Annotated in this window: 15 protein-coding genes; 8 read left to right on the forward strand and 7 right to left on the reverse strand. The window is 63.3% G+C overall.

The genetic code is table 11. The features are described from left to right. Positions 1-190: 190 nt before the first annotated feature. The 6 genes from PSO31014_RS15815 to PSO31014_RS15840 form a co-directional block, all read right to left on the reverse strand. Complete coding sequence (locus PSO31014_RS15815; RefSeq protein ID WP_150552473.1) at positions 191-1,828, reverse strand: gamma-glutamyltransferase family protein; 1,638 nt, start codon at positions 1,826-1,828, stop codon at positions 191-193. Positions 1,829-1,905: 77 nt separating this feature from the next. Further along, positions 1,906-2,829 carry an ABC transporter permease gene (locus tag PSO31014_RS15820; protein WP_246176680.1) on the reverse strand — a complete coding sequence of 308 codons (924 nt, stop codon included), beginning with the start codon at positions 2,827-2,829 and terminating at the stop codon, positions 1,906-1,908. 13 nt (positions 2,830-2,842) lie between these two features. Further along, complete coding sequence (locus tag PSO31014_RS15825) at positions 2,843-3,787, reverse strand: ABC transporter permease (protein WP_150552474.1); 945 nt, start codon at positions 3,785-3,787, stop codon at positions 2,843-2,845. Positions 3,788-3,827: 40 nt separating this feature from the next. Next, complete coding sequence (locus PSO31014_RS15830; RefSeq protein WP_150552475.1) at positions 3,828-5,330, reverse strand: ABC transporter substrate-binding protein; 1,503 nt, start codon at positions 5,328-5,330, stop codon at positions 3,828-3,830. A 41-nt stretch (positions 5,331-5,371) separates the two neighbouring features. Beyond that, positions 5,372-6,469, reverse strand: a complete 1,098-nt coding sequence (locus PSO31014_RS15835; RefSeq protein ID WP_150552476.1) for an ABC transporter ATP-binding protein — start codon at positions 6,467-6,469, stop codon at positions 5,372-5,374. Continuing rightward, positions 6,466-7,491 (reverse strand): ABC transporter ATP-binding protein, encoded by a 1,026-nt coding sequence (locus tag PSO31014_RS15840; RefSeq protein WP_425494880.1) that lies wholly within the window; start codon positions 7,489-7,491, stop codon positions 6,466-6,468. Before PSO31014_RS15840 ends, PSO31014_RS15835 begins: the two co-directional genes overlap by 4 nt. Positions 7,492-7,643: 152 nt before the next feature. Here PSO31014_RS15840 and PSO31014_RS15845 point away from each other — a divergent pair, with 152 nt between their 5' ends. Further along, on the forward strand, positions 7,644-8,513 hold the full coding sequence (locus tag PSO31014_RS15845) for a LysR substrate-binding domain-containing protein (RefSeq protein WP_150552478.1): 870 nt from the start codon (positions 7,644-7,646) through the stop codon (positions 8,511-8,513). 90 nt (positions 8,514-8,603) lie between these two features. On the opposite strand, the gene PSO31014_RS15850 is transcribed toward PSO31014_RS15845, so the two are convergent. Continuing rightward, a complete protein-coding gene (locus tag PSO31014_RS15850; protein WP_174976537.1) occupies positions 8,604-9,938 on the reverse strand; it encodes an MFS transporter in 1,335 nt (444 codons plus the stop codon). A gap of 160 nt (positions 9,939-10,098) precedes the next feature. Between PSO31014_RS15850 and cyoA the strand changes: the two genes are divergently transcribed. The 7 genes from cyoA (at position 10,099) to PSO31014_RS15885 (ending at position 18,754) form a co-directional block, all read left to right on the forward strand. Then, entirely contained in the window at positions 10,099-11,163 is a 1,065-nt protein-coding gene (gene cyoA / locus PSO31014_RS15855) for a ubiquinol oxidase subunit II (RefSeq protein WP_150552480.1), read from the forward strand. A gap of 36 nt (positions 11,164-11,199) precedes the next feature. Beyond that, positions 11,200-13,191, forward strand: a complete 1,992-nt coding sequence (cyoB, locus tag PSO31014_RS15860; RefSeq protein ID WP_130025038.1) for a cytochrome o ubiquinol oxidase subunit I — start codon at positions 11,200-11,202, stop codon at positions 13,189-13,191. Beyond that, positions 13,184-13,852: a cytochrome o ubiquinol oxidase subunit III gene (gene cyoC / locus PSO31014_RS15865; protein ID WP_150552481.1), complete on the forward strand. Its 669-nt coding sequence runs from the start codon at positions 13,184-13,186 to the stop codon at positions 13,850-13,852. The genes cyoB and cyoC overlap by 8 nt, the downstream gene beginning before the upstream one ends. Next, positions 13,849-14,256 carry a cytochrome o ubiquinol oxidase subunit IV gene (gene cyoD / locus PSO31014_RS15870; protein ID WP_150552482.1) on the forward strand — a complete coding sequence of 136 codons (408 nt, stop codon included), beginning with the start codon at positions 13,849-13,851 and terminating at the stop codon, positions 14,254-14,256. Before cyoC ends, cyoD begins: the two co-directional genes overlap by 4 nt. A 12-nt stretch (positions 14,257-14,268) precedes the next feature. Continuing rightward, entirely contained in the window at positions 14,269-15,114 is an 846-nt protein-coding gene (locus tag PSO31014_RS15875) for an SURF1 family protein (protein WP_246176682.1), read from the forward strand. 583 nt (positions 15,115-15,697) lie between these two features. Further along, positions 15,698-17,320 carry a gamma-glutamyltransferase gene (gene ggt, locus PSO31014_RS15880; RefSeq protein WP_232424580.1) on the forward strand — a complete coding sequence of 541 codons (1,623 nt, stop codon included), beginning with the start codon at positions 15,698-15,700 and terminating at the stop codon, positions 17,318-17,320. Between the two features lie 438 nt (positions 17,321-17,758). Continuing rightward, positions 17,759-18,754 (forward strand): serine hydrolase, encoded by a 996-nt coding sequence (locus tag PSO31014_RS15885; RefSeq protein WP_246176683.1) that lies wholly within the window; start codon positions 17,759-17,761, stop codon positions 18,752-18,754. Positions 18,755-18,828 lie beyond the last annotated feature (74 nt).

Genomic DNA, 18,828 nt, shown 5'->3' on the forward strand with positions numbered 1-18,828 from the left:
GATGAATCAACAGAATCTTAATGTGTTCCGCACGCCGTAACGCCGTATAGGAATCCGAGATGAGTGAGCGCACGCCAACATCGCCTCTGGACACGACTTGGCATGCGCAGCGCCGCCCCATAAGAAAACAGCGCCGGTGGCGCGATGCGATGCACACCGCGCCACCGGCGCTGCTGGTACAACCGCTGGCTCAGTAGCCGGCGGCGAGACCGTCGCGACGACTGTCGCTCGCGGCGACGTAGCCACGATCGGGATCGTTGCGATCCAGGCGCCAAATGTATTGGCCCGAACCGAAGTCCATGTACGGGTCGTCGATGGACTTCAAGGAGTGCCCCATCGCCACCAGCCCGGCCACCGTCTCGCGGTCAAGCGTCGATTCGATATCGACCGTAAAGTCGCGATTCACCTTCCAGCGCGGCGCGTCGCACGCCGCCTGGGGTTGCTGGCCGTAGTCGATCATCCGCACGATCGATTGCAGATGGCCCTGCGGCTGCATATCGCCGCCCATCACACCGAAGCTCATCACGGCCTCGTGCTTGCCGTCGACCTTTTGCGTGAGGAACGCCGGAATGATGGTGTGGAACGGTCGTTTGCCGCCTTCGACCACGTTGGCCGACTTCGGATCCATGGAGAACCCGCAGCCTCGGTTTTGCAGCGCGATGCCCAGATCGGGCACCACCACACCGGAACCGAAGCCCATGTAGTTCGACTGGATGAAGCTCACCATCATGCCCTGCTCGTCGGCGGCCGACAGATAGATCGTGCCACCGGCCTTCGGCATGCCGAAGTCGAATTGCGACGCACGTTCGGGGTCGATCAGCTTCGCACGTGCGGTGAGGTAGGCGTCGTCGAGCATCTGCTCAGGCGTCACCTCCATCGAGCGGGGATCGGCAACGTATCGGTAGAGATCGGCAAAGGCGAGCTTCATCGCCTCGATCTGCAAGTGTTGCGAATGCACGCGATCGACCGCCAGACGCGACACATCGAACTTCTCCAGAATGCCCAACGCCATGAGCGCGGCAATGCCCTGCCCGTTCGGCGGAATCTCGTGCACCGTATAGCCGCGATAATCCTTCTCGATCGGCTTGACCCAATCGGCGCTGTGGTTGCGCAGGTCGTCGGCCGTCATCGCCCCGCCATGCTCCGCCGACCAGGCGGCGATGCGCTGGGCAATTTCGCCCTCGTAGTACGCGCGCGGCCCCTCCTTCGCGAGCAGGCGCAGCGTGCGCGCATGGCCGGGCATGCGAATCATTTCGCTGGTCGTCGGTGCGCGGCCATGCGGCATGAACGTCTGTGCGTAACCGGGGAAGTCCTTCAGCTCAGGCACCGCCGCCGCCCATTTGCGTGCGACGATATGCGCCACGGCATGTCCGCGCTCGGCGATCTCGATCGCCGGCGCCATCAGATCCCCGAACGGCAGCTTGCCGAACTTCGCATGCAACGCCTCCCAGCCCGCGATCACGCCGGGCACGGTCACGGTGTCGAGACCGCGCGTCGGCTGCTTGGCGATGCCATGCTGCTCACCATACTTCTTGCGGAAGTAATCGATGTTCCACGCGGCCGGCGCCACGCCCGAGGCGTTCAGGCCGTGGAGTTCCTTGCCGTCCCAGATCAGCGCGAAGCAATCGCCGCCCAGGCCGTTGGAGACCGGTTCGACGATTGTCATGCAGGCGGCGGCGGCAATCGCTGCGTCGACGGCGTTGCCGCCCTGCCACAGCATGCGCAGTCCGGCCTGGGCGGCCAGCGGATGCGACGTCGACACAATGTTGCGGGCGAACACCGGCAGGCGCGGCGTCGGGTACGGATTCTGCCAATTGAAGTGCGTCATGGGACTGGCTGATGACCTTGGTAACGAATCGTGAAAGTGGCCCACCGGGCGGCGCGGCTGACGAGTCTCGTGCCGCGCTACTGTTCGCGCGGATCGAGCGCGTCGCGCAAACCGTCGCCCAGCAGGTTGAAACCGAGTACCGTCAGGAAAATGGCGATACCGGGGAAAATCGACATCCAGGGCGCCTGCTCGACGAAGTCCTTGGCCGTGTTGAGCATCGAGCCCCACGACGGCGAGGGCGGCAACTGTCCAAGCCCAAGAAACGACAGGCTTGCCTCCGCGATGATCGCGGTCGCCACGGTCAGGCTCGCCTGCACAATGATCGGCGGCAGCACGTTGGGCAGGATATAGCGCACGATGATGCGCGCATCCGTCAGGCCGATGGCGCGTGCGCCTTCCACATACTCCTCCGCCTTGACGGTCAACGCCTGCGCGCGGGCAAGCCGGACGAAACGCGGCATGGCCGACACGCCGATGGCGATCATCGCGTTCGTGAGGCTCGCGCCGAGGAACGCGGCCATCGCAATCGCGAGAATCAGGAACGGGATCGAGAGCAGCGCATCGGCCAGACGCGAGACAATCGCGTCGACCCACCGGCCGAAGTACCCTGCGAGCAAACCCAGCGGCACGCCGACGATCACCGCGATGCCCACGGACACCACGCCCGCCGCGAGCGAGGCGCGCGCACCGAAGATCATGCGGGCGAGCACGTCGCGACCCAGCTCGTCCGTGCCGAACCAGTGCAGCGCGCTCGGCGCCTGCCGCACCGTCATGAAGCTCGTGGCGATCGGATCGTACGGCGACAACCACGGGGCGAACAGCGCGACGATCACGGCGAACGCCACGATGATGGCCCCCACGACCGCCGCCCGGTTACGTGCGAACTTGCGCAGCCCGCGATGGCGGCGGCGCAGCAACCTTTCGGGGCTGGCAACGGCCGCGGCGGGTCGGCCCCCTTCGGCGCTCTGCGATGCAGTGGAAGTCGTAGGCAATGCGGCCATGTTCAAAGAGGTCTCAGGCGCGACGCAGGCGCGGGTTGAGCAAGACGTAAAGCACGTCGGCCAGGAGGTTGAGTGCGATGAAGCTCACGGCGGTCACCAGGACCACGCCCTGTACCACGGCATAGTCACGATTGAACACGGCATCGACGACCAGCTTGCCGAAGCCCGGAATCGTGAAGACCTGTTCCGTGAGCACCGCGCCCGCGAGCAGTTCGCCAAAGAGCAGTGCGAGCACCGTCACGATAGGAATCAGCGCATTGCGCAGCGCATGCTTGAGCACCACGGTGCCACGCAACAGACCCTTGGCGCGCGCCGTGCGAATGTAGTCGGTGCGCAGCACGCCAAGCATGGCGCTGCGCGTGTGGCGCATCAATTGTGCCCCCAGCGCCGCGCCGAGCACAAACGCCGGCATGACCATCGTCTTGAAGCTCAGCCACAGGTCTTCGGCAGGCGACACGTAACCCGACGACGGCAGCAGGTGCCAACGCACCGAGACCAGAAAGATCAGCAGAATACCGAGCCAGAAGTTGGGGATCGACATACCGGACAGGGCCAGCACGTTCGCGCCGTAATCGATGGCCTTGCCGCGGTTGGCCGCCGACAGGATGCCCAGTGGGATGCCGATCCCGATGGCAATCAGCAATCCGAACATCGCCAGTTGCAGCGTCACGGGCAGCTTCTGCGCGATCAGTGTCGTGACCGGCTCGCCCGTGCGCAGCGAGTTGCCGAGGTCGCCGCGCAGCACGTCGCCGACCCAGAGCGCGTACTGCGTGGGCAGTGGCTTGTCGAGGTGATACTTCTCGCGCAGCGCGGCGATGACCTGCGGGTTCTGATCCTCGCCGGCCATCGCGAGCACGGGATCGCCGGGCAACATCTTCTGCAGCCCGAAGATCATCATCGACACGATGATGAGCGTGGGTATCGCGACCAGCGCACGATGGAGGACGAGGCGAAGCATGACGGCTCCTGTTTCCCTGGTAATGCCGGGCGGTCCCGGATTATCCCTTGAGGCTCACGCCACGCAGACGAATCAGTCCGTCCGGATAGGCAACGAATCCCTGCACCTTTTTGGTAAGCACGTACGGCCACGGCTGCACGTACAGATAAAGGATGGGATTCTCTTCGGACAGGATCTTGTCGGCGGCGTCATAGAGCGGCTTGCGCTCCGCCACGCTGGATTTCACGCGCGCCTCGTTGAGCAGCTTGTCGACATCGGCATTGCAGTACTGCCCGTAGTTCAGGTTGCCCTTGCACGTGACGAACTGATGCAGGTTGCCGTCCGGATCCACGCGTCCCGACCAGCCGTTGTAGAGCACGTCGAAGTCGCCGCGATGGGCGGCGTCGAGCGCCGCCGCGTAATCCATCGGCCGCAATTTCAGTTGAATGCCCGCCTCGGCGAGCATCGCCTGCAGCATCTGCGCCATCTGATTGGAGACCGTGTTATTGCCGAAGCTCAGCGTCACGTCGACCTTCTCGAAGCCCGCCGCTTTCAGCAACGCTTTTGCCTTGGCAACGTCGCGCTTGGTCGTCTTGATCGACGCGTCGTAGTACTGTCCCGTGCGCGGCAATGCCTGATTGGCCGGGGTGAATATGCCGCCGCCGATCACCTTGTTGATGGCGTCGCGATCGATGGCCAGATCGAACGCCTGACGCACGCGCTTGTCGCGCAATGCCTTGGGCGCATTCGCCGCCACATTGAACGTCAGGCCGTAGTAACCCAACCCGTCGATGGAGACGAACTTCAGGTTCGCATCGCGCTTGACCGAGGCCACATCCGACGGCGCGAGGCGTTCAAGCATGTCGAGCGATCCCGAGCGCACGTTGGCCAGGCGCACCGTCGTGTCGGGAATCGGCAGGAAAACGACCTTCTGGATCGGATACTTGTCCGCTTCCCAGTAGCCCGGGAATTTCTCCAGCACCACGCGATCGTTCTGCACACGTTGCACGAACTTGTACGGACCTGAGCACACGGGGTGGGACTGCACGGCGGCATCGTCGCTCAGGGTCTTGGGCGCGAGCATCATGCCAGCGCGATCGGACAGCGTGGCGAGCAGCGCGGAATCCGGCGCTTTGAGCACGATGTTGACGGTGCTGTCGTCCACGGCGTCGACATGATCGATGGACGACAGCTCGCTCTTGCGATTGCTCGCAGGCAGACTGCGCGCGCGGTCCAGATTCGCCTTGACGGCGCGGGCGTTGAACGGCTCGTCGTCGTGGAACTTCACGCCCTGACGCAGCTTGAATGTCCAAGTCTTGCCGTCGGCACTCACACTCCACGAGGTGGCGAGCATCGGCACGAACTTCAGATCGGTACTGATATCGACCAACGAGCTGCACAGCGAGCGCAGCACCATGCGGTCGACGACCTGCGAACTGCGCGCGGGATCGAGCGAGCCGATGTCCTCCTGCAAGCCAATGCGAAGCGTCGATTGCGCCATCGCGGCGGCTGCGCCGGTCGTCAACGACGCCGCCAGTACAAGATCGAGCAGAACTTTACGCATGCGTGAGATCCCTTGTGGATGTGAGTGAGGAGAAAGTGTTGTTATCTGCCGACGGCCGCATCGGCCTGGGCTTGGCGCGCACGATACAGCGCAAGTCGCGCGCTCAGCGCATCGCTCGGCGCCGCGGCGCGCGCCGGACTGGCCCCAGCGTTCTGAATCTCTCGCCAGAAATGACAGGCGACTTGCCGGCCGTCGGGCAGCACTTCGTCGACCGGCTTGTGCTCGCGGCACGCGGCGCGTGCATGCGGGCAACGCGGATGGAAGCGGCACCCAGGCGGCGGCGCGGTCGGGCTGGGCAATTCGCCGCCGAGTGGCGCGCGTTCGCGCCGCAGGTGCGGATCGCTCGCCGGGATTGCTTGCAGAAGCGCCTGCGTGTAAGGGTGCAGCGGCGTGTCGAAGAGCGCGTCCGCGCTGGCCAGCTCGACAATCTCCCCGAGGTACATCACCGCCACGCGATCACTCATGTGGCGAATCACCGCCAGATCGTGGGCGACCATGATGAGCGTCAGGCCGAAGTCGTGCTTGAGGCGTTCGAGCAGATTGATGACCTGGGCTTGCACGGAAACGTCGAGCGCCGAGACCGGCTCGTCGCCAACGATCACCCGAGGCTCCCCCGCCAAGGCCCGCGCAATGCCGATGCGCTGTCGCTGACCGCCGGAGAACTCATGCGGAAAGCGTTGTGCGTAATCGGGTTGCAGGCCGACGGTGCGCAGCAGTTCGGCCACGCGTTCGTCCCGGGCACGCCCACGGGCGAGGCCGTGCAATGCGATCGGTTCGCCGATCAGTCCCCCCACGGTCATGCTCGGATTGAGCGACGCGAACGGGTCCTGGAAGATGATCTGAAGTTCGCGCCGAAGACGCCGCATGGCGCTCGCACCCAACGTCATGATGTCCTCGCCCTGATAGCGCACTTCGCCGCGCGTGGCATCGAGCAAGCGCAACAACAGCCGCCCCAGCGTGGATTTTCCGCAACCGGACTCGCCCACGATCGCGAACGTCTCTCCCGCCTGCACGGAAAACGACACGCCGTTGACCGCATACACCGTGGGCGCACGAGAGAAGCCGACGCGATGACCGCCGAAGTGCTTGGTCAGGTCGCGCACGTCCAACAGCGGGTGCACAGGGGCGGGGGCGTTCATACGGCAACCTCTTCCATCGGGAATGCGGGCGGTGTCAGGGCCTCCACCGGTGCCAGCCAGCAGGCCACGCGATGCTTGCCGGACAACGTGCGCTCGACTGGGGCTTCCTGCGTGCAGCGGGCTTCGGCAAACGGGCAGCGCGGCGCAAAGCGGCAACCGGCAGGCATGCGTTCCGGTGAAGGCACCGCGCCACGGATGGTCGCGAGCGTGCCCTCGCGTTTGCCGATCGACGGAATCGCCCCCATCAGGCCGATGGTGTAGGGATGCTGCGGATCATCGAAGATCTCGTTCACCGAGCCGTATTCGACGATGCGCCCCGCGTACATCACCGCGACATCGTCGGCGACTTCAGCGACCACGCCCAGGTCGTGCGTGATGAGCACGACGGCGGTGCCGGTTTCGCGCTGCAAGGTTTGAATGAGCGTGAGTACCTGCGCCTGAATCGTCACGTCGAGCGCGGTGGTCGGTTCGTCGGCAATCAGCAGCGCGGGCCGGTTGGCAAGCGCCATCGCAATCATTACGCGCTGACGCATGCCGCCGGACAGTTCGTGCGGATAGTTGTCGAGTCGGGTCTCCGGTGCGGGGATGCGCACCCGCTTGAGCATTTCGAGCGCCTCGGCGCGCGCGGCGCGGCGATCCAGACCGCGATGGCGCCGAATGCCCTCCTCGATCTGATGACCGATGGTGAACGACGGATTCAGCGAGGTCATCGGCTCCTGAAATATCATCGCGAGACGATTGCCGCGCAGGTCGGCAAAGTCGCGCTCCCCCAACGTCAGCAGATCCCGGCCTTCGAACATCGCGCGCCCCGCCACGACATTGGCGGGCGGACTCGGCAACAACCCCATGAGGGCGAGCGACGTCACGCTCTTGCCGCATCCCGATTCGCCGACGAGGCACAGCGTCTTGCCGGGATACACGGCAAACGAGACGCCATCGATCAGATTCGGCGCGTCGGGCGCTTTCGAGAACTTCAGCGACAGTCCGGTGACATCAAGCACCGGCCCAGCGTCTGCGGGCATGGTCATGGGCGCGTTGTAGGGGTCATCAATCGTCTTGCCCCGGTTCCGGAAAGCCGGTCGCGAGGGATGTGCGTGACACGATTATGTCTTCCACGCACGCAAAAGAAATATTAATATTTCTTTTTCAAACGTAAATTATTCTTAACCTCTCGATGCTTACGTTGCGCATGTTGAAGACGTTCCGGCTGGTGGCACAAACCGGCTCGTTTGCGGCGGCCGCCGAGCGTGCCGCGCTGACGCAGGCGGCCGTCAGTCTGCAAATGCGCGGTCTCGAAGATGCCGTCGGTCAGCGGCTGTTCGATCGGCGCGGCCGGCAGATCACGCTCACGCGTCAGGGACGCGACTTGTTTCCGCGCGTCGAGCAGATCCTGGCGCTCACCGCCGAGCTGAGCGCCACCTCCGCCGGCGCCATGCAGGGCCCGGTCACCATCGGCGCCGTGGTGTCGGTCATTGGCGCACTGTCGATGGCTGTCGCGGAACTCAAGACCGCGCACCCACGGCTCGATGTGCGGCTCACGTCGGCACGCTCGGACGAACTGACCGATCTCGTCGAACAGGGCGAGGTCGACATCGCCGCCGTGGTCGCGCGCGCCGACGATGCCCGCGTCGACGGCCTGGTGTGGACCCCGCTCTACACCGAGCCGATGATCATGGTCGTGAATCGCGACGTCACCGAAACCGACCCGCAGCGCATTCTCGACGAGCACGCGTTTTTGCGCTTCGACCGGCGCGTTCGCACCGGCATGGTGGTGGAGCAGGCGTTACGCGCGGCGAAACTCGGTGTGACCGAATATCTGGAACTGAACTCCATCGAGACGATCGTCGCGCTCGTGCGCAAGAACGTCGGCGTATCGGTGCTGCCGCAACTGCATCGCGGCGATTGGCAGTCCGACCCGTTGTTGCGCATCGTGCCGATTGCCGATCCGCCACTGCTGCGCACGGTCGGCATGATTCATCGCGAGCACGACTCGCGCACGCACGAAATTACGGCAGCCATCGCCGGCATGTTGCACGACGTGTGAGTGGATGCGGCGACGACGCCACGATAGAAAAACGGCGCGAATCCTGTCGCGCCGTCACTGGAAACGAGAAGTCTGCAGCCGCGCATGCGATCAATCGCGCGTCTCGAAGGCCTTGTTGATGCGCAGTGCCAGCAGCGTGCAGACAGTGCCGGAGAGCAGATAGGCACTCACGGCGATCAGCCCGAACTCGGACGACAATCCCAGTGCCACGAGCGGTGCGAAGGCCGCGCCGAACAGCCACGCGAAGTCAGTCGTCAGCGCCGCCCCGGTGTAGCGGAAGCGTTGCTCGAAGTTCGACGTCACCGTGCCCGCCGCCTGCCCGTACGACAATCCGAGCAGGGCGAAGCCGACCAGGATGAAAATGTCTTGCTGCGTCGAGCCCCCGCCCATCAGGAACGGGGCGAAGAGTGCGAATATGCCTATAAAGATGGCGAAGAGGCCCAGCGTGGTGCGTCGGCCGATGCGGTCGGCAATGCGCCCGGAAATGACCGTGCACACGATGGCGATCGCCGCGCCGCACAGTTGCACGATCAGCACATTGTTCAGATCCTGGCTGTTTTTCAGCGCGATCCACGACAGCGGGAACACCGTCACCAGGTGAAAGAGCGCATAGCTCGCGAGTGCGGCGAAGGCGCCGAGAAAGATGTTGTAGCCCTGCGAGCGCACCATCTCGCGCGTGCTGATCGGCTCCAGTTGGCCCTCTTCAAGCATCTCCGTATATTCGTGCGTCACCACCAGACGCAGCCGAGCGAACAGCGCCACCACGTTCACGGCGAACGCTACATAGAACGGATAGCGCCAGCCCCACGTGAGAAAATCGTCGGACTCGAGGCTCGAGTGCAGGAACAGGAACAGCGAGGCCGCGATGATGAAGCCGATCGGCGCGCCCAGTTGCCCCATCATCGAATACCAGCCGCGCCGCTGAGGCGGGGCGTTCATCGCGAGCAGCGACGGCAGTCCGTCCCACGAACCGCCGAAGCCGATGCCCTGCACGAGCCGGAAGAACGCGAGCAGCCAGATGGCGCGGTCCCCCAGCACCGCATAGCCCGGCAGGAACGCCATGCCGGCTGTCGCCGTGCCGAGCACGAACAGCGCGGCAGTGAGCTTGACACTGCGCCCCCAGCGGCGCTGCACGTTCATGAACAGCGCGGTACCGAACGGGCGCGAAATAAACGCGAGGGAGAAGATCGCGAACGCGTACAACAGGCCGTGCAGGCCGTCGGCGAACGGGAAGAAAACGTGGGGGAAGACGAGGACGGCGGCAATGCCGAACACGAAGAAGTCGAAGTACTCGGAGGTGCGTCCGACCACCACGCCGACCGCGATTTCCTCGGGCGCAATGCGCGACTTGCTCCCGTGATCGTGCGCTGTCGATGCGGCAGTCACCCCGGGTGGCGTCGGCGATTGATGAGCACTGCTTGACATTATCGGACCCCCTTGCGGATCGGGATGACCATGACACTCGTGCCAGAAGAGCATCGCAGGTATCGCGAATCGACGCCATAGGGTTTACCCTAAATTGCCGCATCATGGAGGGGAGTCCATGATGAACCCGGTCTAAGGCTACGGTTCCATCGATCGCAGCATGACTTCCCCCAAGTGCCTTCGCGGGGTATTTTTGCTCCCCGCCACCGCGTTGCTGTCCGGTTGCAATACCGTATTGATGTCGCCCTCGGGCGATCTTGCGGTAAGGCAGCGGGACATCATCATCATTTCCACTGTCCTGATGTTGCTGATCATCGTTCCGGTGATCGTGCTGACACTGGTCTTCGCATGGCGTTACCGAGCGTCGAACAAGCGAGCCATCTACACGCCCGAATGGGATCACTCGACGCTGCTCGAACTGCTGATCTGGGCCGCGCCGCTGCTGATCATCATCGCGTTGGGCGCGCTCACCTGGGTCAGCACGCACAAGCTGGACCCCTACCGGCCGCTCGAGCGCATCGACGCCAAACGCGAGATCCCGCCCGACACGCGTCCGCTCAGGGTACAAGTGGTGGCCATGGACTGGAAGTGGCTGTTCTTCTATCCCGATCAGGGCATTGCGACCGTCAACGAGCTGGCCGCCCCCGTCGATCGGCCGATCCGCTTCGAGATCACATCGACGACGATGATGAATTCGTTCTTCGTGCCTGCCCTGGCCGGACAGATCTACGCGATGCCGGGCATGGAAACGAAGCTGCATGCGGTCATCAACAAGCCCGGGATCTATGACGGATTCTCGGCGAACTTCAGCGGCGCCGGCTTCTCGGGCATGCGCTTCAAGTTTCACGGACTGTCGGCAGACGGTTTCGACGCGTGGGTCAAACAGGTCAAGGCTCGCGGCGACAACCTCACGCGCGACAAGTACGAAGCCCTCTCCCAGCCGAGCGAATGGGTGCCCGTCCACTATTACGGCGACGTGGCGCCCAATCTTTATGACGCGATTCTGAACCGCTGCGTGCAACCCGGGCAGACCTGTCTGAAGGACATGATGGATCAGCCCAATCATCCGCGCGCCAGCCGAGCGCGGACCGGCACGTCCGAGTCGTTGCTGGCCGACGCGATGTGCACGGCGCAAAACACCATGCAGTTCGCGTCCGACACTCGGCAAGCCCCCCGGCGAGGGACTTACGCAGTGACGCACACCGCGCCCAACCGTCGACAATGATGCGCCTCGTGCGCGATTGATCCCAGGCTCGAGCTTATGGACATCGTCAAGTTGATCTTCGGCCGCCTCACGCTCGAGGCGATCCCGTACCACGAACCGATTCTCGTTGCCACCTTTGCCGGGGTAGCGTTCGGAGGCATCGTCGTACTGGGCGCCATCACCTACTTCAAGTTGTGGGGATACTTGTGGCGCGAGTGGTTCACGAGCATCGATCACAAGAAGATCGGCATCATGTATGTGATCCTGGGCATCGTCATGCTGCTGCGCGGCTTTGCCGACGCCGCGATGATGCGCATGCAGCAGGCGATCTCGTTTGGCGACAACATGGGGTATCTGCCGCCACACCACTACGATCAGATCTTCACCGCGCACGGCGTGATCATGATCTTCTTCGTGGCAATGCCGCTGGTGACCGGCCTCATGAACTTCGTGGTGCCGCTGCAGATCGGCGCGCGCGACGTGGCGTTCCCGTTCCTCAACAACTTCAGCTTCTGGATGACGACGAGCGGGGCCATGCTCGTGATGCTCTCGCTCTTCGTCGGCGAATTCGCAGGCACCGGATGGCTGGCTTACCCGCCGTTATCGGGCATCCTGCAGAGCCCTAACGTCGGGGTCGATTACTACATCTGGGCGCTGCAGATCGCCGGGATCGGCACCCTGCTCTCGGGGATCAATCTGCTCGTGACCATCGTGAAGATGCGCGCCCCCGGCATGACGATGATGCGCATGCCGGTCTTCACATGGACCTCGCTGTGCACGAATGTGCTGATCGTGGCTGCCTTCCCGGTGCTGACCGCCGTGCTCGCGCTGCTGGCGCTGGATCGCTACGCCGGCACCAACTTCTTCACGAACGATCTCGGCGGCAACGCCATGATGTACGTGAACCTGATCTGGATCTGGGGCCACCCCGAGGTCTACATTCTCGTGCTGCCCGTGTTCGGCGTGTTCTCCGAGGTGGTCGCCACGTTCTCCGGCAAGCGCCTGTTCGGCTACGCGTCGATGGTCTATGCGACGGTCGTGATCACGGTGCTGTCGTACCTCGTGTGGCTGCACCATTTCTTCACGATGGGTTCCGGCGCGAGTGTGAACTCGTTCTTCGGCATCACGACGATGATCATCTCGATACCGACCGGCGCGAAGATTTTCAACTGGCTGTTCACCATGTATCGCGGGCGCATCCACTTCGAAGTGCCCATGCTGTGGACCGTCGGCTTCATGGTGACGTTCGTTATCGGCGGCATGACCGGCGTGCTGCTCGCCGTGCCGCCGGCCGACTTCTCGCTGCATAACGGCCTGTTCCTGATCGCGCACTTCCACAACGTGATCATCGGCGGCGTGATCTTCGGGGTCATGGCGGCAATCACCTACTGGTTCCCCAAGGCCTTCGGCTACCGGCTCGATCCGTTCTGGGGCAAGTGCTCGTTCTGGTTCTGGTTCATTGGCTTCTACGTCGCCTTCATGCCGCTGTACCTGCTGGGCCTGATGGGCGTGACCCGTCGCGTGAGTCACTTCGACGACATGTCGTTGCAAATCTGGTTCCAGATCGCCGCCGTGGGGGCACTGCTCATCGCCATCGGCATTGGATGCTTCATCGTCCAGCTCGTCGTGAGCTTCATACGCCGCGAGCAACTGCGTGACGACACGGGCGACCCGTGGAATGGCCGCACACTGGAATGGTCGACGTCGTCCCCCCCGCCGGCCTACAACTTCGCCTTCACGCCGATCATTCACGACAACGACGCATGGTGGCAGATGAAGCAGCACGGCTTCAAGCGTCCGGAGAACGACTTCATCCCGATCCACATGCCGAAGAACACGGGCGCGGGCATCATCCTCGCGGGGCTTGCGACGGTGTGCGGCTTTGGGCTCATCTGGCATATGTGGCTGGTGGTGATCGTGGCGTTCGTGGCGCTGCTGGCGACCGCCATCGGCCACACGTTCAACTACCACCGCGAGTACTACATCCCGGCCGATCAGGTCGAACAAACGGAGGCAGCGCGCACGCGCCTGCTCGCGCAGCATGTCTGATACGACGGCACCCTTCCCGGCCGGTGGCGCCCCGCTCGGGGCCCACACGCCCAGCGCGCCGCACGACGGCGAGTTGAAGTTCATGATGACGAGCGACTACCACCCGCCCAACGGGACGCTGCTCGGCTTCTGGGTCTACCTGATGAGCGACTGTCTCGTCTTCGCCTGCCTGTTTGCGGCGTATGGCGTACTCGGGCGCAACTACGCAGGCGGGCCGACCGGCGCGGAGTTGTTCGAACTGCCGCTCGTGGCGGTGAATACGACCTTCCTGCTGCTCTCGTCGATCACCTATGGCTTTGCGATGATCGAGATGCAGCGGCGGCGCCAGGGCGCGGTGCTCGGCTGGCTCGCGGTCACCGGCATTCTCGGCGCGGCGTTTCTCTCGCTGGAACTCTACGAGTTCGCGAACCTCATTCACGAGGGGGCGGGCCCCTGGCGCAGCGCGTTCCTGTCTTCGTTCTTCACGCTGGTGAGCACCCACGGGCTGCACGTCACGTTCGGCATCGTCTGGCTCATCACCCTGATGGTGCAGGTCGGCAAGCATGGCCTCACCGCGCCCAACCGCCGCCGGCTCATGTGCCTGTCAATGTTTTGGCACTTTCTCGACGTGGTCTGGATCGGCGTCTTCACGTTTGTCTATCTGATGGGAGTGCTGCCGTGAGCACCCACGACTCGACCCTGCAAAATGCCGACGGGCACGGCCACGACCACGATCACGACCATGGCGACGAAGGACCGCACAGCACCTTGCGCGGGTATGCGACCGGCTTCATCCTGTCGGTCATCCTCACCGCCATTCCCTTCTGGTTCGTGATGGGCGGTGTATTCGAGAAATCGAGTACCACCGCGATCATGATCCTGTTTCTGGGCGCCATTCAGATCATCGTGCACATGATCTACTTCCTGCACATGAACGGGCGCTCCGAAGGCGGCTGGAACCTGTTGTCGCTGATTTTCACGATCGTGCTGGTCGTGATCACGCTGTCGGGTTCGCTATGGGTGATGTATCACCTGAACCAGAACATGATGGCGGGTATGATGCAGGATACGAAAAACCTCCCTTGAACGGCACTTCCCTTGAGCAGCAATCGACTTCATGACTCGGGGGGCGCACAGCGTCCCCCGCGCACTTCGGGTGCGTCCGCCCGCCCGTCTTCCCTTCGACTGATCATCCTTGGCGTTATCACGTTGGTGCTGGTCAGCGTCTTCGTCTCGCTCGGGACCTGGCAGCTTCATCGCCGCGCCTGGAAGCTCGATCTGATCGAGCGTGTGAATTCGCGCGTGCACGCGCCGCCCACCCCGGCGCCCCGGCGTGGCCAGTGGGCCTCGGTCAACGCGGCCGCGGATGAGTATCGCCACGTTTCGCTCAGCGGCACGTACCAGTTCGACAAGGACACGCTCGTGCAAGCCGTCACTGATCTGGGCGGCGGGTTCTGGGTGCTCACGCCGTTGCGCACGGCAGATGGCGGCGAAGTGCTGATCAACCGCGGCTTTGTCCCGCCGGGCTGGAAGGAATCCGTGCCGGCCTCCCCGGCGGGTGAGGTCACCGTCACCGGTCTGCTGCGCATGCCCGAACCGGGCGGTGGATTCCTTCGCAAGAATGCGCCGTCGGAAAATCTCTGGTACTCGCGCGACGTCGCGGCCATCGCGACCGCGCGCGGACTGACGGGCGCCGATGTGGCGCCCTTCTTCGTCGATGCCGACGGCAAGCCAGGCGCCGATGCAAGCCGCGCGCTCGTCGGCGGCGATGCGGAAGCCGTGACCGGCCAGGCACCGGCACGTGACTACCCCGTGGGCGGGCTCACCGTGGTGCAGTTCCCGAACAATCACATGAGCTATCTGCTGACGTGGTACGCGCTGGCGATCATGTCGGCCGTGGCCGGCGGGTTCGTCATCCGGCTCGAACTCCGCAAGCGCGGCTAATCGAACGCCCTTCGGCCGGGATGCGCTCGCGTGTCAGCCCCCCTCAGAAATCACGTTCATGACAACGTGGTGACAGCGCAACAATTGCCAGGCGGAATCTCATCGTTTCAACCGGTTCCGCCTGCCGATCTGCCTCGATTCACGCGGCGATCGCACACCTTCATCTGACCCCATATAGCAACAAACGCTTGTCGGCAGAGGCAAGCGAGTACTTCCTCGGAATGTCCAGAGCCACTCGATCTCGCAATGCGGCCCGTCACGCGGACGTGTAAGACATCATTCCCTAATTAGCCGATATGCGTTAACGTTCCATGGTCGACGGAACCGTTACGCATGCCGAAACAGAGGCAGCACAGACGTCACCCCGCAACCGTGCCGGCTTCAGGTACGGCGCGCGGGCGAGCTGCTGGTCGTGCGTCCGTCGCCAGCGAAGTTGAAACTTCCCCCTATCTCGCTCAAACAAGAACACTTAAAGACGATGAAAAACCCAACGTTATCCAAAGCGTTTCTGGCGACAGCGCTGAGCTGTGCGCTGTTCAGCGTTCACGCGGCCTCGCAGGCACCGGTTGGTGCCGAGAACGGCATGGTGGTCACCGCCCAGCATCTCGCGTCGAAGGTCGGTGTGGACGTGCTCAAGGCCGGTGGCAATGCCGTCGACGCGGCGGTAGCCGTGGGATATGCGCTCGCCGTGGTGTATCCGGCAGCCGGGAATCTCGGCGGCGGCGGTTTCATGACGATCCAGCTTGCGGACGGCCGCAAAACCTTCCTCGATTTCCGCGAGAAGGCCCCGCTCGCCGCGACGGCCAACATGTATCTCGACAAGGACGGTAACGTCATCAAGGGCGCCTCGACCACGGGCTATCAGGCCGTGGGCGTGCCCGGCTCCGTGTCGGGTATGGAATACGCCCGTGAAAAGTACGGCACCAAGACCCGTGCGCAACTGATTGCACCCGCCGTCACGCTGGCGGAAAAGGGCTTCGTGCTCGATCAGGGCGACGTCGACATGCTTTGGACAGCGACCAAGAATTTCGAGAGCGACCGCGCCAATTCGGGCGCCATCTTCCTGAACAAGGGCCAGCCGTTCCAGCCGGGCGAACGCCTGGTCCAGAAGGATCTTGCACGTACGTTGAAGCTGATCAGTGCCAAGGGCACCGACGGTTTCTACAAGGGAGAGGTCGCCAACAAGCTGGTGGCGTCGATGAAGGCCGGCGGCGGCATCATCACGCAGGCCGATCTCGATCAATACAAGACGCGCGAACTGGCGCCGGTCGAGTGCGACTATCGCGGCTATCACGTGGTCTCGGCCCCGCCGCCCAGCTCGGGCGGTGTGGTGATCTGCGAGATCATGAATATTCTCGAAGGCTACCCGATGACCGAGCTGGGGTATCACTCGGCGCAGGGGGTGCATTACACCATCGAGGCGATGCGCCACGCGTACGTCGACCGCAACAGCTATCTGGGCGACCCCGATTTCGTGAAGAACCCGATTGCCCACCTGCTCGACAAGCAATACGCGGCCAAGATCCGCGCGGCCATCAACCCGCAGAAGGCGGGTATCTCACAGGAGATCAAGCCGGGGGTGGCGCCGCATGAAGGCAGCAACACCACGCACTACTCGATCATCGATCGCGACGGCAACGCGGTGTCGGTTACCTACACGCTCAATGACTGGTTCGGTGCAAAGGTGATGGCCAACGGCACGGGCGTCATGCTCAACGACGAAATGGACGACTTCACCGCCAAGGTGGGCGTGCCGAATCTCTATGGCCTGATCCAGGGTGAAGCGAACGCCATCGGCCCGGGTCGTCGTCCGTTGTCGTCGATGAGCCCGACCATCGTCACGAAGGATGGCAAGCCGGTCATGGTCGTCGGGACGCCAGGCGGCAGCCGCATCATTACGGCCACGCTGCTCACGATGCTCAACGTCATCGACTACGGCATGAATCTGCAAGAAGCCGTGGATGCCCCGCGCTTCCACCAGCAGTGGATGCCGGAGGCGACCAACATCGAGCGGTTCGCCCTGAGCCCCGACACGCAGAAAATCCTCGAAAGCTGGGGCCAGAAGTTTGCCGGTCCGCAACCGGCGAACCACGTCGCCGCCATTCTCGTGGGCGCGCCGTCGCTTGGCGGCAAACCGATCGGCAAGAACCGCTACTATGGCGCAAACGATCCGCGCCGCAACACGGGACTCGCACTCGGTTATTGATTGACGGGGGCGTGATCCGAACGACGTTAGGATCGCCGGTATTGATGGGGCCGCTCGCGCGGCCTCATTTTATTTGCGGATTCGTCTGCGAACGTGTTCGTCACTGTAGCTTCGTACGCCGACGGTTAGCCATTTGTAACGTTTTGTAATACGTCGTTTGAACGTTCAGGAACTCCTCGCTCGCGTAACGTCCAACAGGTTTCCCGTGTATTGCGCCTGCACCGCGTGCGGTGGCCACCGCCGCGAGTTGCCTTGTTGCGTGCACATGTCGACCGTATCTTCTGACTATGGAACCGCGTGAAGATGTCCGCCCTGTGGTACCCGTTGTTTAGCTCGTCGTTGCCTCGTCTCCGTCGCCTCCCCCGCCGCCCTCGTCTCTCCCGGTTCCCTCGTCTGGCGCCACGCACCGTCGCGCTCGCTCGCCTGGCGCTCTTTGGATTGACGCTGCTCGTTGCCGGGCTGCCAGTCAGCGATGCGCTCGCGGTGACCGGCCATCATTCGGGTCATGGCAAGCGCCACCTCCAACCGGCGAAAAACAAAAAGACGACATCGAAGCCCGCGCGTCGGAAAGCTGCGGCTGCGCGTGCGCCGCACCACCGATCGGCACATCATCGAGCAAAGGCCCATGCAGGCCGTAAAGCGGCGAAACCTGCGCGTCGGGCGCAGACTACGATGAAGCACCGGGCCAATGCTACGCGGCACCATGCGACCCCGAAAGCGTCGAGCGCATCGGGAACGTCGAGAGCAGCGGGAGCGGTCCGCGCTGCCGGCGCGGCAACGAACGTGACCGCGCGCGTCCTCACTGCTGCCAAACCGCGCCTGCTCGCACGGTGCGGCTTCACGCCGGCATCACGCAAACGACTTTTCTCGCGTGCCGTTTATATTGTCGACGAGAATACCAAAACGCCGCTCTTCTCCCTCAACGCCAATCAAGTGCGCCCGATCGCCTCGCTGTCGAAGCTGATGACGGCAGTCGTCTGGCTTGATAGTGGACCGGCCATGCGTGCACCGCTCACGGTCACGAACGCGGATCGCGATACGCTCAAGTACAGCCATTCACGCCTGGCGGTAGGCTCGACGCTTTCGCGCGCCGACATGCTCCACATCTCGTTGATGGCATCGGAAAATCGGGCTGCTGCCGCATTGAGCCGCGACTACCCGGGAGGACGTCCTGCCTTCATCTCCGCCATGAATAGCAAGGCACGCGCCTTGAACATGCCCAACACGCGTTTCGCGAACTCGACGGGGCTATCACCGAACAATGTGTCGACGGCGCGCGAACTGGCGCGCCTGGTGCGGGCGTCGAACGCTTATCCACTGATCCGTCGCTATTCGATTGATCATCAGCAACGGGTGAATACGGGCAAGGGACAGTTACAGTACGTCAATACGAACCGTCTGGTGCGATACGGGAAAGTGGATGCAAGCGTCTGACCTGACTGGTTTTTTCGTACCACTGGTGTCTAGAGACTCACGGCCCCGGTGGTTGAACTACATTCGCTAGCCCG

Source organism: Pandoraea soli, from assembly GCF_902459595.1.
Lineage (GTDB): Bacteria > Pseudomonadota > Gammaproteobacteria > Burkholderiales > Burkholderiaceae > Pandoraea > Pandoraea cepalis.